Here is a 14,144-nt window from a genome sequence, read left to right on the forward strand (position 1 = left end):
ATGGGATGGAAGGACGCCGCCGAACCAGTGCTGGCGCGGATGCCCGCAGTCGCCCGACCGGAGGGACACGTACCGTTCCGCCGGAAGCTCGGGTGGACTGGCGGTATCCTCGTTCTGTACTTCTTCCTGACGAACGTGACGCTGTTCGGCGTCGACGCCGCGACCGCGAACGACCTGTTCGGTCAGTTCCGGTCCATCTTGGCCGGCCAGCAGGGCTCGGTGCTCCAACTGGGTATCGGTCCAATCGTCACGGCGAGCATCGTCCTACAACTGCTTGGCGGTGCTGACCTGCTCGGGCTCGACACGGACAACAACCCGCGCGACCAGATCCTCTATCAGGGTCTGCAGAAGCTGCTCGTCGGGGTCATGATCGTCCTGACGGGTCTACCGATGGTGTTCGCCGGCAACTTCCTGCCGGCCGACCAGGCCGTAGCGGCGTCGCTCGGCATCGGTACGCTCGGCGTGAAGGGACTCATCTTCGCGCAGATCGCCGTCGGTGGTGTCCTCATCCTGTTCATGGACGAGATCGTCAGCAAGTGGGGCGTCGGCTCCGGGGTCGGCCTGTTCATTATCGCCGGCGTCAGCCAGCAGCTCGTCGGTGGGCTGTTCAGCTGGGAGGGCCTCGGCGGCGCGTCCGGGTTCTTCCCGACGTGGATCGGCATCGTCACCGGTGCCATCGAACTGCCGGCCTCGCCGACCGACCTGCTGTCGACGATATTCCTCGGTCAGGGACAGCTGCTCGCGCTCGTCACGACGGTGCTCATCTTCGGCATCGTCGTCTACGCCGAGAGCGTCCGCGTCGAGATTCCTCTCTCGCACGCCCGCGTGAAGGGTGCCCGCGGTCGCTTCCCGGTCAAGCTCATCTACGCGAGCGTCCTGCCGATGATCCTCGTCCGCGCCCTGCAGGCGAACATCCAGTTCCTCGGGCGCATCCTCAACAACTCGTGGGCCGCCATGCCAGCGTGGCTCGGCCAGTACACGAGCGGGCAGGTCACCGGTGGCCTGTTCTACTACCTCGCGCCCATCCAGTCGCGGTCCGACTGGATGTGGTTCCTCGGGCTCACGTCGGCCGACCCGCTCGACATCGCCATCCGCGTGCTCATCGACCTGGTCTTCATGATCGTCGGTGGCGCGGTGTTCGCGATATTCTGGGTCGAGACGACGGGCATGGGTCCGGAATCGACCGCGCGACAGATTCAGAACTCCGGGATGCAGATTCCCGGGTTCCGACGCAACCCGCAGGTCATCGAGAAGGTCATGGAGCGGTACATCCCGCAAGTGACCGTCATCGGTGGCGCGCTCGTCGGCCTGCTCGCCGTCATGGCGAACATGCTCGGCACCATCGGCGCAGTCTCCGGGACGGGGCTGCTCCTTACGGTCTCCATCACGTACAAGCTGTACGAGGAGATCGCGGAGGAACAGCTCATGGAGATGCACCCGATGATGCGCAACATGTTCGGCTCCGAATAGCGAGCACCGACGCGCTCGACTGCCGCCGCACGCTCGCGGCGAACGTCACTTCCACATCACCTCATTTCTGACGCGCTCGCACCGAGAGCGGCGCGACCGCCTCGAACCACCGTACCGCCGGACAATCCGGCCACTTTTGACTGCCGCCGCCGGAACAGCGGGGTATGCACGAGGGGCGACTCGCAGTCGACATCGAGACGGCCAGCCCGAACGGCCCGCCGAGCGACTTCCGGAACACCGACGACTTCGAGTTGGTCGCCGTCGGCCTCGGCCACCGGGGCGACGGCGACGACCCCGAGGTCGAAGTCGAAGTGCTCCTCCGCGACGGCGACTGGTCGCTTGAACACACCGCCGACCTCCTCCGACGGGTCGTCGAGTGGTGCGAGGCGCGCGACGAGGGCGTCGTCACCTACAACGGCGAGTACTTCGACGAACACCACCTCCGCGCGTGGGCCGACCGAGTCGCCGACGCCGGCGTCTGGGCGGACGCGCCGCGTCGAATCGACGCGCTGTTCGCCGACCACGTCGACCTCGGAACCCTCGCCGCGGACGCGTACCCGGAGGCGGTCCGTCCGAACCGCGACATTCCGGCGCTGTGGAAGGCGTGCAAGGAAGCCGGCGTCGACCAGCCGACCGTCTGGTACGACGACTACGACCTCCCGGCGGGCTACCTCGAACGCCTCGGCATCGAGGACGGCCACGTCAAGGGAGCCCACGTCGGGGAGGCGTTGGGCGAGGCGTACGTCGACGGCGTGGTCGCGGGGCTCGGACACACGCGGACGCACGCCGAACTCACTCGGCTCCTCGTCGACTACGCCGCCGGCGACATCGAACCGCTGTTTTCGCTCCACGACGCGCTCCGCCGGGCCGGCGCGACCGCGGACTGAATCGTTTCCCCCTGCCGACCCGGCTCGACACCGTCGGTCGGGCCCGCGCGTCGTCCTGTCTCGCGGCAAACGTTTAGCCGCCGGCAGTCGTATCGCGTGGTATGAACGACCTCGAACCGACGGCCGCCGTCGAGGAGGCGCTCCGCGGCAACGGCATCAGCGTCGAGTCAGTCTCGCTCGACGACGCCGTCTCGCTGACCTATCTCACGGCGTTCCCGGACGTCGAACCCGACCACGGCGAAGTGGGGCGGGCCGTCACGGCCTTCCTCGACCTCGCTCGCGACGACGAGTTCAACCCGAGGACCGTCGAGGCGACGGTGCTCCGAAGCGAGGGCGACGTGCAGGCGACGTGGACGCTCGAAGCCGACTGGATTCGCGCGTACAACGACTACTCGCTGGACGACGAGGAACTGTCCCAACGCGTTCTCGACAGCCTCTACGAGGAGGGAGACGCGTGAGCGCGTGGCGTCACCGCGGCGAGCCGCCCGCCGCGCGCGGTCCGCGCCGACCCTCCCACTTCGAGTACTCCCGCGTCGCGTTGACCTTCGAGAGCGAGGGGACGAACTGCGCGGGCTGGCTCTACCGCCCCGACGGCGTCGAGTCGCCGCCGGTGGTCGTCATGGCGGGCGAACTCGCCGCGGAGCGTCGTTTCGGTCTCCGCCCCTACGCCGAGCGACTGGCCGAGGCGGGCTACGCGGCGTTCCTCTTCGACTACCGGAACACCGGTGATTCCGACGGGGAACCCCGGAATCTCGTGGACCCCGACTCGCAGGTCGCCGACTGGCACGCCGCGCTCGACGGACTCCGCGGGCGCGACGAAATCGACTCGCGCTCGCTCGTCCTCTGGGGGGCGGGGCTCTCCGGCGGCTACGCGCTCCGCGCGGCGGCCGAAGACGGTCGGGTCGCCGCGGTCGTCGCCCAGAACCCCATGCTCGACGGGAAGGGGGTCACGCGGGGCCGAGGCGTCAAAGGGACGCTCGCGGCGGTCGCCGCCGCCGTCCGCGACAAACTCCAGTCGCGGCTCCTCGGCCCGTATCGCGTCCCCGTCGTCGGCGACGGCTCGTCGATGGCGGTCTTCGAGGACCCCGGCGTGCGCGCCGCCTACCGCGACCTCGTGCCCCCGGGGAGCGCGTGGCGAGACGAGACACCCGCTCGGCTGTTCCTCTCGCTGCTCCGCTACCGGGCGCTCCCCGACCCGGAGGCCGTCACCTGCCCGGCGCTCCTCGTCTCGGGGACGCGCGACGACCTCGCGCCCGCCGACGCGGTCGCCGCCCTCGCCGACGAGTTACCGGAGTCGACGCTGGTCGAACTCCCCGCCGGTCACTTCGACCACTACGACCGGGCGTTCGAACAGACGTTCGGCCACCTCCTGTCGTTCCTTCGAACGGTTCGCTGACGGGGACGAGTCACCTCGTTGAACGCTCGCGCGAACCATTATGTCCTCGCCCGGCCTATACCACACAGAAATGTCCACATCCACACGTTTCGTCTCGTTGTTCCTCGCCGTCGCGCTCGTCGCGGTGGCCGCGTCCGCCCCGGTGTTCGCACAGTCCGAGACGCCGAGCGACGAGGAGATGCAACAGCTCCTCGAAGAGGGCGTCGCGCTGTACAACGATAACGTCGAACAGCTCGACGTCTCGTTCGCGCGGAGCCTCATCGCCGGGAAGACGGTGAACGTCTACGTCGAAGACGGCGACGAGACCCACGTGTTCTCGGCGTCGGTGCAAGACGACATGCGCATCGACGACATCTCCACCGGCCCCAACGACGAGGCGTCGACCCGAATCACGACGGACCGACAGACCCTCGAAACCATCGCCGACTCGCCTGACCCGCTCGCGGAGGTTCAAGACGCCCTCGCCGACGACCGCATCCGCGTCTCCGGCGAGAAGGGCCACCCCGTCGACCAGGTCGTCTGGACCGTCGCCAACACGTTCAAGGGCTTCTTCCTCTGAACACGGGCCGAACCGAACTCCGTCCGACTCCGTCCGACTCCGTCTTTTCTCCGCGTCATCGCGTCCGTAACCCACTTTGCCGCCTCTCCCGTCTCTCCGTCGATGACGTTCACGCGAACGGTCGAACTCGACGGCCACATCATCGACTCGGGGATGATGCAACAGGCCATGGGCATCGTGATGGACCTCGGGGGGGACTTCGACGTCGAGCAGTTCGACGTCGGCCGGCAGAAAGACGAGACCTCCTACTGCCGGATGTCGGTGTCCGCGGACGACCGCGAGACCCTCCAGGAGATACTGCACGAACTCCACCAAATCGGCGCGAACCTCACGGACCCCGTCGACGCCCGCGTCGAGGCCTCGCCGGCCGACCGGGTCGTCCCCGTGGGCTTTTATTCGACGACGAACCACCCGACCGACGTTCGGTATCAAGGCGAGTGGCTCCCGGTCGAGGACATCGAGATGGACTGCGCGATAGTCATCGAGGAGACCGAAACCGGGCCGCGCGCCTACACGAAGGTACTCAACGGCATCGAGGAGGGCGACCTCGTCGTCACCGACGAGGCGGGGATTCGCGTCAAGCCGCCGGAACGGCCCCGCGACGCCTCCGGTCCCTTCGGGTTCATGCAGGGCGGCGTCTCCTCGGAGCGACCCTCGGAATCGCTCATCGGCGAGGTGGCCGACGCGCTCCGCGAGACGAAGGCAGACGGCGGGAACGTCCTCGTCGTCGCCGGGCCGGCGCTCATCCACTCGGGCGGCGGCGACGCGCTCGCAGAACTCGTCCGCGAGGGCTACGTGGACATGATTTCCGCCGGCAACGGCTTCGCCACCCACGACATCGAACGCGGGCTGTACGGCACCTCACTCGGGATGGACATGGAGACGATGGAACACCCCCGAAAGGGCCACAAACACCACATCTACACCATCAGCGAGGTCATCCGCGCCGGCGGCATCGCCGAGGCCGTCGAGGAGGGACTCATCAAAGAGGGCGTGATGTACGAGTGCGTGAAAAACGACGTGCCGTACGTCCTCGCGGGGTCGATTCGGGACGACGGCCCGCTTCCCGACACCATCACCGACACCATCGAGGCGCAGAACGCCATCCGCGAGCAGGCCCACCGCGCCGACATGGTGCTCATGCTCTCGACGCTCCTGCACTCGGTCGCCGTCGGGAACTGCCTGCCCTCGACGGCGAAGACCGTCTGCGTGGACATCAACCCCGCGACCGTCACGCAACTGCTCGACCGCGGCTCCTCGCAGGCCATCGGCATGGTCACGGACATCGGGACGTTCGTGCCGACGCTCGCCGAGAAGGTGCTCGAAGCGGACGGCGAGAACTGAGCGGGTCGCTCGCGGTTCGCCCCGCGCCGCCCCGTCTGACGTGTCTATTATGACCCCGGGTGGCCTCTCTGTCCTGTATGCAACCCACAGCAGCGCGAGTGCTTCTCGCGGCACTCATGGTTCTCCTCGCCGGGTGCGGGGGCGGCGTCGGCGGCGACGCCACGACCGCGACCGACGCATCGACGGGTGCGACAGACGCGACCGCGACAGCCACCGACGGCGAATCGGCCGACCAGAGCGGCGACGGCGACGCCGAACGGTCCTCGTTTTCGTTCAACGGGACGTGGGACCAGCGGTACCGGACCGGGCAGTACTACCGCTACGACATCACGAGTCCGAGCATCGACGGCACCGCCACCTACGAGTGGGAGGTCGTCTCCGCGACCGACGACGAGGTGACGATTCGGACGAAACTGGTCACGCCCAACACGACGAGCGAGCAGACCGTGAGCGCGCCGCCGGACGAGATTTACGGCGAACTCGCCGGAAGCCCGTCGGGCTCGGTCGCTACCATCGGCTTCGACTCGCCGTACTACAGCGGGGTCGACGGCGAGACGCTCCGCGTCGGCGACGGCTGGGAAGCCTCGGGCGAAAACGGCAACGTGAGCTTCAAAGTCGAGGAGATATCCACCTACGCCGGCCTGGAGTGCGCGAACTTCGTCGTCCGGACGAACGGGAGCGTCTTCTGGGAGAGCTGCGTCACGCCGGAGAGCCCGCTGCCGGGCTACATGGCGTTCTACGAGGAGGAAGGCGACGAAGAGCCCGCGTTCGAGATGGTACTCGTCGAGTACCGAGCCGGAGACTAACGCGGCCGCGGTCGACCTCGGACGCGACGATTAGACTTTTTCCAGCGGGACGACCGCCATCGGGATGTTCGAGTTCAACAGCACGTCCTGTGCCGTGCTGCCGAAGACGATTTTCGAGGTCGGATTGCGCTTTCGGACGCCGATGACGATTTCGTCCGCGTCCTGTTCGTCGGCGCACTGGAGGATGTCGTCGGCGGCGTCGTTACCGCGGATGTACTGGTGAGTCTCCACGTCCACGAGGTCGCCGAGACGGGAGACGACGACGTTCAGGGCGTCCTCGCCGTCGCGAACGTCCTCGCTGTCGGTCTCGTCGCCGCCGCGGTGGGAGTTGACGACGTGGAGCACGTCGCCGGCGTCGATTCGCCGGGAGAGATAGTCGCAGACTTCGGCGCTGGTGTGGACCGAGTTCGTCCCGATAACGTATGTTGCCATGCCACATATCGCTACGCCGTCCTATAAAAATCCACGCCCGACCGCGCTCGTCAGGCCTGCTTCATCATCGCCAGCACGTCGTCTCTCGTCATCTGTTTCCCGTGCTCGTCGTGGGCGTGTTCCTGAATCACTTTCACGACCTCGTTTCTGTTCTCGGAGGTCACGCTGAACCCGCACGAACACGTCGCCTGTTGCATCGCCTTCGACATGGCAGCAGAGATAGGCGCCCCGAGAGCAAAGCGTGTGTTCACACTCGTCGTGACACTCCCGCTGACGGGCGAGTCCCCGCGGCCGCGGTGTCTCTATGGCCGCGGCGTCGCCGTTGTGTCGCCCGCTCCGCCGACCCATCGGGGACAAAACATATACCCGGCCGTAAATGTCAGTCGGGTATGGAAAGAAACGCCCTCCTCACCGCCGGGGCGGTCGGCGTCGTCGTCGTGGCGCTCGTCGCCGCCGCCGTGGTTCCGGGGGTCGTCGCGGACCCGACCGACGACGGCCCCGTCCGACCCGGGCCGGTAGACGTCGCCGGCGTCTCCATCGCGGCCGGACAGGCGACGGGGGAGACGGTCACGCTCGAAATCGAGACGCGCATCGACCACCGAGGAAATCCCACGCAGAACGTGAGCGTCCTCGTCCGCGCCGTCGACGCCGAGTCGGGGCTGTTGACGACGACGCAGGAACTCGACGTCGGGACGCTCTCGAAGACGGGTGAGGTGGCGACGACGACCAACCTCACGGTCCCCCGCGAGGGCGGCTACGACATCGAGGTCGTCCTCTACAGCGACGACGAGCGGGTCGACCAGGCGCGAAAGAGCGTCCGCGGCGTCTCGGCCATCAAGCCGCCGTACCTCCGGTCGACCACCTCGTTCACCGACAGCGAGGCGCTCCCGCCCGTCTCTTTCGCCGTCGCCGAGGCCGGCGAGGACCGGACGACGCTCGACCTGACGGCGACGCTGACGAACGCCGGCGACGACCCGGCCGAGGACCTCTCGGTGATGTTCGTCCTCCGGCAGGCCGAATCGAACATCGTGGCCTCCCGGACGACGGTCGACGCGGGGACCATCGCGGCCGGCCGAACCGAGACGGTGGACGCGTCGGCGAGCGTCCCGAACGACTACAACTACTACATCGACGCCGTGTTGCTCCGCGACGGGGTCGTCATCGACACCGCCCGCGGCGCGGCGAACCTGAACCCAACGAGGACGATTAGCGTGAACCAGACCAGAGAGGACGTGGAACTCCGCGTCGAAGACTTCGAGAACGGCGACGGCGACGTGCCGCAGCGAACCGACTACGAGCAGACCGAGACCTCCTCGCAGGCACCCGGCTTCGGGCCGATAGTGGCGGTCGTGGGACTGCTCGCGGCCGTCTTCGCCGCCCGGAGGTGGTCGAAATGAGCGACGAGACGCCGACGGAGACAGCGCAGTCGACGACCGACGAGCCACCGACCGCCGACGATGACGCGTCCGGGGTGGACAGGCTTCGAGAGCCCACCCCGGAGCCGACCGACGAGGAAGAAAGCGAGAACCGGGAGTTCGCGGAGCGGATGCGACGCTACCTCGACTACGCGGTCCTCGCGGGGCTGCTGTTGCTCGCGCTCATCGCGGCGTTACAGTTCTACCTCAACGCCAGCCAGACCATCACGACGTGGGTGAACCCCGAGTACCGCGCGCCGTTCCAAGCGGCGTTCAACCTCGTGTTGCTCCTCGGGGCGGCGCTCGGCGTCTCGGTCCAGCTTCGCCGACTGGCGAGCGACTGAGCGGTTGCCGAGCTACCTCTCACCACACACACAGTTTTCAGGCCGCCGCCCGAGTCGTGGGATATGAACTTTCTCTTCGTGTCGGCGGACGCCGCGCTCATCACCGACCTCGCGTGGCAGGTCCACAGGGAGGGCCACGACGTTCGGTACTACATCGAGGCCGAGCGCGACAAAGAGATCGGCGACGGCTTCGTCCCGAAGACCGACGACTGGCGCGCGGAGGTCGAGTGGGCCGACGTGACCGTCTTCGACGACATCTGGGTCGGCTCCGACATCGGCACCGGCGCGCTGGCGCAGGAACTCCGCGAGGAGGGACACGCCGTCGTCGGCGGGACGCCCAACACCGACCGCCTCGAAGAGGACCGCGGCTACGCGATGGACGTACTGGAGTCCCACGGCGTGAACACGGTCGAACAGCGCGTCTTCCACGACTTCGACGAGGGTATCGAGTACGTCCGGCGGAACCGCGCCCCCTACGTCATCAAGCCGCTCGGCGAGGTGCAGAACGTCAAGCGCCTCCTCTACGTCGGCAACGAGGACGACGGCAGCGACGTGGTCGAGGTGCTCCGCGCGTACAAGCAGGCGTGGGGCCACCGCATGAAGGGCTTTCAGCTCCAGCGGAAGGTCGAAGGCGTCGAAATCGCCGTCTGCGGCTTCTTCAACGGGGAGACGTTCGTCGACCCGGTGAACTTCAACTTCGAGCACAAGAAGCTCTTTCCGGGCAACATCGGCCCCTCGACCGGCGAGATGGGCACGTCGATGTTCTGGGCCGGGCGGAACCGGCTGTTCGAGGAGACGCTGGGTCGGCTCGAACCGTGGCTCGCCGAGGAGGGCTACGTCGGGAGCATCGACATCAACTGCATCGTCAACGAACACGGCATCTATCCGCTGGAGTTCACGCCGCGGTTCGGCTACCCGACGATTACGCTCCAAGAGGAGTCCTTCGAGTCGTCGACGGCGCAGTTCTTCTACGACCTCGCCCACGGCAACGACCCCGAGCTATCGGTCCACGGCGGCTACCAAATCGCGGTCCGCATCGTCCTGCCGCCGTTTCCCTTCACCGACGAGAAGACCTACGACGAGAACTCGCGGAACGCGGCGGTCGTCTTCGAGACCGACAGCCGCGAGGGCGTCCACATCGAGGACGCGAAACTCGTCGACGGGCAGTGGCGCGCCGCCGGCGAAAGCGGCATCCCGCTCGTCGTCACCGGGAAGGGCGAGACGATGCAGGAGGCGAGAAAACGGGCGTACGACCGCGTCGACGACATCGTCATCCCGAACCTGTACTACCGCGACGACATCGGCGAGCGCTGGGTAGACGGCGACGGCGACCGACTGCTCGCGTGGGGCTACCTCGGGCCGGCCGGCGAGTAGTCGATTCGTCGGGAGTCGATTAGTTGAGCACCAGCCACGCGGCGAAGACGGCGAGGCCGCCGACGCCGGTGCTCAGCGCGGCGTGGACTCGGAGGCGGTCGAGTATCGCGTGGGCGTGGTCGTCTTCGACCGACAGCAGTTCGTGAATCTCGCTACCGATTTCACAGCGCGGGAGGAAGTCCATGGCGACGTGGAGGAAGACGCCGGAAGCGAAGCCGAAGACGAGCCCGCGGAAGGCGCCGGTCGCCGGAAGCGAGACGGCGCTTGAGACGATGGCGGCGATGCCGAGGCCCGCCGCGGGGAGGAGAAGCGGGGCGACCGACTCACCTCGTCCCGAGAGCCGGCGGGCGGCGGCGTAGCCGGCCGGTCCCTTGTGGGAGACGATGGCGAGGCCGAGACCGACGCCCACGTCGATGTTCCCGTAGACGATGCCGATAATCGCGCCCGCGGACACCGCGTGCGCCGAGAGTTCGGCCACGGTGCGGTCGATGGGCAGGTCCATGTGGGCGAAGCGGTGGCCGACGGTGTGGGCGGCGAAGCCGACGAGGATACCGAACGCGATGCCGAAGCCACCGAACTGGGGGTGGTGACCGAGCGCCTGCGGGACCAGAAACACCGCGGCGCTCGTCACCATCGCGCCGCTGGCGAGACCGTAGCCCCAGACGAGCCCCTCGGCGTGTTCGGCCCGGCTGCGCGCGCCGAACGGTGCGGCGAGGGCCATCGCGCCGAAAGCGGCCCACGAGACGATAAGGAGGTTCCGCGCCTCGGCGCTCGCGGCGTACGCGGAGAGCGCGACGAGTGCCACGACGCTCCCCACGCCGATGGCCGTCGAACGGTTCATATTGTGAACGAACTGGTTCTGATTAATAAGGGGCGCGGTTCCGGCGGGATGGGGGAGTCGAAGCGGCGAGAACCCTCACCGCGTCGCTTTCTTCCAGGCTCTGAGGTCCGCGATGTCGCCGTCGAACTCGGCGGGGTCGGCGTCGGTCGCCGCCCAGACGAACAGGTCGGCCACGTCGTCGGGGGCGCGGCCCTGCCCGCCGGTGAGGTCGGTGGCGACGAGGCCGGGGTCGACGACCGTCACGGTCCGGTCGCAGTCGGCGGCGAACTGCCGGACGAGCGCCTCGGCGGCCGCCTTGGAGACGGCGTACGCCCCCATTCCCGGCTTCGCCTCGCGGGCGATAGAGCCGGAGGGGACGAGGATCCGACCGTCGTCGGCCATGTGCGGGAGCGCCTCTTTGACCGCCGCGAAGACGCCGCGGACGTTGGTTCGGAGGGTGTCGTCGAACGCCGCGTAGGACTCCTCGGGCGCGGGCATCTCGCCGGGCGTGCCGTGGGCGACCGCCGCGTTGGCGACGAGCACGTCGATGCGCCCGCCGGCGCGGGCCGCCGTCTCTATCAGGCGCTCCATGTCGAGTTCGTCGCGCACGTCGGCGCGGACGGCGCTCGCGGTCCCGCCGCCGGCCTCGATGTCGTCGACGACCGACTGGAGGGCGTCGCCGTCGCGGGCGCAGGCGACGACCGTCGCGCCGGCGCGACCGAGGGCGCGCGCGACCGCCGCGCCGATTCCCGAACTCGCACCCGTGACCACCGCGGTGGTGTCGTTCATGCGGGGCCGTAAGGAGGGACCGAGCCTAAAGCTACCCCCCGACGGCGGTCGATTCGGTCAGTCGATTTATGTCCTCTACGTCCTTACGAACGGACATGAATTCTGTCTCGGCTCTCGACTCCCTCGCCGGCGAGTCCGTCGTCGTCGTCGGCGGCGGGTTCGGCGGCCTCTCGACGGCGTGCTACCTCGCGGACGCCGGTGCCGACGTGACGCTGTTGGAGAAGAACGAACAGCTCGGCGGCCGAGCCAGCACGCTCGAACGCGACGGTTTCCGGTTCGATATGGGGCCGTCGTGGTATCTCATGCCCGACGTGTTCGAGCGCTTCTTCGCCTACTTCGGCAAGCGGCCCGAGGACTACTACGGGCTGACCCGACTCGACCCGCACTACCGCATCTTCTTCAAGGACGGCGACCGGGTGGACATGCTTCCCGACGTCGCGGCCAACAAGGCCACCTTCGAGTCCTACGAGCCCGGCGCGGGCGACAGGCTCGACGACTACCTCCGGAAGGCCGAGCGGAACTACCGCATCGGGATGGAGCACTTCGTCTACACCGACCGCCCGGAGCTAACCGACTACATCGACCTCGACGTGTTCCGGTACTCGTGGGGGCTGTCGCTCGTCGGCTCGATGCAGGACCACGTCGAGAAGTACTTCGACCACCCGAAGCTCCAGCAGATAATGCAGTACACGCTGGTGTTCCTCGGCGGCGCGCCGAACAACACCCCGGCGCTCTACAACCTGATGAGCCACGTGGACTTCAACATGGGCGTCTACTACCCCGACGGCGGTCTCGCGGGCGTCGTCGACGCCATCGTCGACCTCGCCGAGGAGCTGGGCGTCGAGTTCCACACCGACTCCCCCGTGGCCGAAATCGCGGGTCGCCGCGGCGGGTTCGCCGTCCGCACCGAAGACGGCCGCGAGTTCCTCTGCGACCAGGTCGTCTCCGACGCCGACTACGCCCACACCGAACAGGAGCTCCTCCCCGAGAAGAAGCGCCAGTACGACGCCGACTACTGGGACTCTCGGACCTACGCCCCCTCGGCGTTCCTGCTCTACCTCGGCGTCGAGGGCGACGTGGACGAACTCGCCCACCACACGCTCGTGTTACCCACCGACTGGGACGACCACTTCGAGACGATATTCGAAGACCCCGCGTGGCCCGACGACCCCGCGTACTACCTCTGTGTCCCCTCGAAGACCGACGACACGGTCGCTCCGGAGGGCCACAGCAACCTGTTCGCGCTCGTCCCCATCGCGGCCGGGCTGGAGGACACGCCGGAACTCCGCGAGAGCTACCGCGACCTCGTCCTCGCCGACATCGCCGACAACACCGGCGTCGACCTCCGCGACAGAATCGTCGTCGAGGAGTCGTTCTGCGTGAACGACTTCAAGGAGCGCTACAACAGCACGCAGGGCACCGCCCTCGGCCTCGCGCACACGCTGTTCCAGACGGCGCTCCTCCGCCCGCCCCACGGCTCCGAGGCGGTCGACGGCCTCTACTTCACCGGCTCGTTTACCACGCCGGGCATCGGCGTCCCGATGTGCCTCATCAGCGGTCAACTCACCGCCGAGGAGATGGCCGACGACGCGAGATGAGCGCCGACATGGCCGCACAGACCGAGTCCGGCGAAGGCGGCGACGACGGGGGAGCAGACGGCGGTCTCCGAGACCGGCTCGTCTACCTCGCGGTCCTCTCGCGGCCCCGCTTCTGGCTCTACCTCGCCGGCCCCGTCGTCGTCGGCGTGGCGGCCGCCGCGAGCGCCCCCGCCGACCTGTTCGGCCTCGAACCGGTCGCCCTGTTCGCGTACTTCCTCGTCCCCGCGAACGTCTTTCTCTACGGCGTCAACGACGTGTTCGACGCCGACGTGGACGAGGCGAACCCGAAGAAGGACGACCGCGAGGCCCGCTGGCGCGGCGACCCCGTCAACACCGCCGTCGTCGCCGCGAGCGGCCTGCTCGGCGTCGGCCTGTTCGCCGTCGTTCCGCGGGTGGCGTGGCCGTGGCTCGCCGCGCACTTCTTCCTCGCTGTCGAGTACAGCGCGCCGCCGTTTCGGTTCAAGACGACGCCGCTTCTCGACTCGGTCTCGAACGGCCTGTACGTCCTGCCGGGCGTCGCCGCCTACGCGGCCGTTTCGGGGTCGAACCCCCCGATGCTCGCCGTCGCGGGCGCGTGGCTCTGGACGATGGGGATGCACACGTTCTCCGCGATTCCCGACATCGAGCCCGACCGCGAGGCCGGCATTCGAACGACCGCGACGGCCCTCGGCGAGCGCCGGACCTACTGGTACTGCGCCGCGACGTGGGGTCTCGCCGCCGTCGCCTTCGCCGCGGTCGACCTCCGACTCGGCGCGCTCTTGGCGGCCTATCCGGTCGTCGTCCTCGGCATCGCCACCTCCGGCGTCGACGTGGACCGGGCGTACTGGTGGTACCCCGTCATCAACACCGTCGTCGGCATGCTCATCACCCTCGGGGCTCTCTGGAGGCTCGTCAATGGGTGAACCGGAGG

At 68.0% G+C, this 14,144-nt stretch carries 16 protein-coding genes; 12 read left to right on the plus strand and 4 right to left on the minus strand.

The window, feature by feature from the left end; genetic code table 11:
- The 7 genes from secY to DEQ92_RS09855 all read left to right on the plus strand — a co-directional run bounded on the left by secY (position 1) and on the right by DEQ92_RS09855 (position 6,462).
- Positions 1-1,470, plus strand: coding sequence for a preprotein translocase subunit SecY (gene secY, locus DEQ92_RS09825; protein WP_004974957.1), 1,470 nt, complete (start codon positions 1-3; stop codon positions 1,468-1,470).
- A gap of 164 nt (positions 1,471-1,634) precedes the next feature.
- Positions 1,635-2,357 carry a hypothetical protein gene (locus DEQ92_RS09830; protein WP_050459673.1) on the plus strand — a complete coding sequence of 241 codons (723 nt, stop codon included), beginning with the start codon at positions 1,635-1,637 and terminating at the stop codon, positions 2,355-2,357.
- A 101-nt stretch (positions 2,358-2,458) separates the two neighbouring features.
- Positions 2,459-2,815: a hypothetical protein gene (locus tag DEQ92_RS09835; RefSeq protein ID WP_050459672.1), complete on the plus strand. Its 357-nt coding sequence runs from the start codon at positions 2,459-2,461 to the stop codon at positions 2,813-2,815.
- Positions 2,812-3,753 carry an alpha/beta hydrolase gene (locus DEQ92_RS09840; protein ID WP_050459671.1) on the plus strand — a complete coding sequence of 314 codons (942 nt, stop codon included), beginning with the start codon at positions 2,812-2,814 and terminating at the stop codon, positions 3,751-3,753. The genes DEQ92_RS09835 and DEQ92_RS09840 overlap by 4 nt, the downstream gene beginning before the upstream one ends.
- A gap of 70 nt (positions 3,754-3,823) precedes the next feature.
- Complete coding sequence (locus DEQ92_RS09845; protein ID WP_050459670.1) at positions 3,824-4,312, plus strand: hypothetical protein; 489 nt, start codon at positions 3,824-3,826, stop codon at positions 4,310-4,312.
- Between the two features lie 102 nt (positions 4,313-4,414).
- The gene (locus DEQ92_RS09850; RefSeq protein WP_004974966.1) at positions 4,415-5,656 is read left to right on the plus strand and encodes a TIGR00300 family protein; all 1,242 of its coding nucleotides are present in this window, start codon (positions 4,415-4,417) and stop codon (positions 5,654-5,656) included.
- Between the two features lie 116 nt (positions 5,657-5,772).
- Positions 5,773-6,462, plus strand: a complete 690-nt coding sequence (locus DEQ92_RS09855; protein WP_004974969.1) for a hypothetical protein — start codon at positions 5,773-5,775, stop codon at positions 6,460-6,462.
- A gap of 30 nt (positions 6,463-6,492) precedes the next feature.
- On the opposite strand, the gene DEQ92_RS09860 is transcribed toward DEQ92_RS09855, so the two are convergent.
- Positions 6,493-6,894, minus strand: coding sequence for a universal stress protein (locus DEQ92_RS09860; RefSeq protein WP_008095356.1), 402 nt, complete (start codon positions 6,892-6,894; stop codon positions 6,493-6,495).
- Positions 6,895-6,944: 50 nt separating this feature from the next.
- Positions 6,945-7,103: a DUF1059 domain-containing protein gene (locus DEQ92_RS09865; RefSeq protein ID WP_081605197.1), complete on the minus strand. Its 159-nt coding sequence runs from the start codon at positions 7,101-7,103 to the stop codon at positions 6,945-6,947.
- A 180-nt stretch (positions 7,104-7,283) separates the two neighbouring features.
- On the opposite strand from DEQ92_RS09865, the gene DEQ92_RS09870 reads away from it, so the two are divergent.
- The 3 genes from DEQ92_RS09870 (at position 7,284) to DEQ92_RS09880 (ending at position 10,027) form a co-directional block, all read left to right on the plus strand.
- Positions 7,284-8,291 (plus strand): PGF-CTERM sorting domain-containing protein, encoded by a 1,008-nt coding sequence (locus DEQ92_RS09870; protein ID WP_004974975.1) that lies wholly within the window; start codon positions 7,284-7,286, stop codon positions 8,289-8,291.
- Entirely contained in the window at positions 8,279-8,653 is a 375-nt protein-coding gene (locus DEQ92_RS09875; RefSeq protein WP_004974976.1) for a hypothetical protein, read from the plus strand. Before DEQ92_RS09870 ends, DEQ92_RS09875 begins: the two co-directional genes overlap by 13 nt.
- Before the next feature lie 63 nt (positions 8,654-8,716).
- Entirely contained in the window at positions 8,717-10,027 is a 1,311-nt protein-coding gene (locus tag DEQ92_RS09880; RefSeq protein WP_004974977.1) for a phosphoribosylamine--glycine ligase, read from the plus strand.
- 19 nt (positions 10,028-10,046) lie between these two features.
- On the opposite strand, the gene DEQ92_RS09885 is transcribed toward DEQ92_RS09880, so the two are convergent.
- Together DEQ92_RS09885 and DEQ92_RS09890 are read right to left on the minus strand one after the other, a co-directional pair.
- Positions 10,047-10,868, minus strand: a complete 822-nt coding sequence (locus DEQ92_RS09885; RefSeq protein ID WP_004974979.1) for a hypothetical protein — start codon at positions 10,866-10,868, stop codon at positions 10,047-10,049.
- Between the two features lie 75 nt (positions 10,869-10,943).
- Positions 10,944-11,636 (minus strand): SDR family NAD(P)-dependent oxidoreductase, encoded by a 693-nt coding sequence (locus DEQ92_RS09890; protein ID WP_115820715.1) that lies wholly within the window; start codon positions 11,634-11,636, stop codon positions 10,944-10,946.
- Positions 11,637-11,731: 95 nt separating this feature from the next.
- Between DEQ92_RS09890 and DEQ92_RS09895 the strand changes: the two genes are divergently transcribed.
- Both DEQ92_RS09895 and DEQ92_RS09900 read left to right on the plus strand, forming a co-directional pair.
- Positions 11,732-13,234, plus strand: a complete 1,503-nt coding sequence (locus DEQ92_RS09895) for an NAD(P)/FAD-dependent oxidoreductase (protein WP_004974981.1) — start codon at positions 11,732-11,734, stop codon at positions 13,232-13,234.
- Positions 13,231-14,136 (plus strand): prenyltransferase, encoded by a 906-nt coding sequence (locus DEQ92_RS09900; protein WP_004974982.1) that lies wholly within the window; start codon positions 13,231-13,233, stop codon positions 14,134-14,136. The genes DEQ92_RS09895 and DEQ92_RS09900 overlap by 4 nt, the downstream gene beginning before the upstream one ends.
- Positions 14,137-14,144: the final 8 nt, after the last annotated feature.

The organism is Haloferax sp. Atlit-6N, assembly GCF_003383195.1.
GTDB lineage: Archaea > Halobacteriota > Halobacteria > Halobacteriales > Haloferacaceae > Haloferax > Haloferax gibbonsii.

Excerpts from the sequence above, each read along its gene's own strand:
- secY (WP_004974957.1), top strand. The coding sequence starts at position 1 with ATGGGATGGAAGGACGCCGCCGAACCAGTGCTGGCGCGGATGCCCGCA.
- DEQ92_RS09830 (WP_050459673.1), top strand. The coding sequence starts at position 1,635 with ATGCACGAGGGGCGACTCGCAGTCGACATCGAGACGGCCAGCCCGAAC.
- DEQ92_RS09835 (WP_050459672.1), top strand. The coding sequence starts at position 2,459 with ATGAACGACCTCGAACCGACGGCCGCCGTCGAGGAGGCGCTCCGCGGC.
- DEQ92_RS09845 (WP_050459670.1), top strand. The coding sequence starts at position 3,824 with ATGTCCACATCCACACGTTTCGTCTCGTTGTTCCTCGCCGTCGCGCTC.
- DEQ92_RS09850 (WP_004974966.1), top strand. The coding sequence starts at position 4,415 with ATGACGTTCACGCGAACGGTCGAACTCGACGGCCACATCATCGACTCG.
- DEQ92_RS09855 (WP_004974969.1), top strand. The coding sequence starts at position 5,773 with ATGGTTCTCCTCGCCGGGTGCGGGGGCGGCGTCGGCGGCGACGCCACG.
- DEQ92_RS09860 (WP_008095356.1), bottom strand. The coding sequence starts at position 6,894 with ATGGCAACATACGTTATCGGGACGAACTCGGTCCACACCAGCGCCGAA.
- DEQ92_RS09865 (WP_081605197.1), bottom strand. The coding sequence starts at position 7,103 with ATGTCGAAGGCGATGCAACAGGCGACGTGTTCGTGCGGGTTCAGCGTG.
- DEQ92_RS09870 (WP_004974975.1), top strand. The coding sequence starts at position 7,284 with ATGGAAAGAAACGCCCTCCTCACCGCCGGGGCGGTCGGCGTCGTCGTC.
- DEQ92_RS09880 (WP_004974977.1), top strand. The coding sequence starts at position 8,717 with ATGAACTTTCTCTTCGTGTCGGCGGACGCCGCGCTCATCACCGACCTC.
- DEQ92_RS09885 (WP_004974979.1), bottom strand. The coding sequence starts at position 10,868 with ATGAACCGTTCGACGGCCATCGGCGTGGGGAGCGTCGTGGCACTCGTC.
- DEQ92_RS09890 (WP_115820715.1), bottom strand. The coding sequence starts at position 11,636 with ATGAACGACACCACCGCGGTGGTCACGGGTGCGAGTTCGGGAATCGGC.
- DEQ92_RS09895 (WP_004974981.1), top strand. The coding sequence starts at position 11,732 with ATGAATTCTGTCTCGGCTCTCGACTCCCTCGCCGGCGAGTCCGTCGTC.
- DEQ92_RS09900 (WP_004974982.1), top strand. The coding sequence starts at position 13,231 with ATGAGCGCCGACATGGCCGCACAGACCGAGTCCGGCGAAGGCGGCGAC.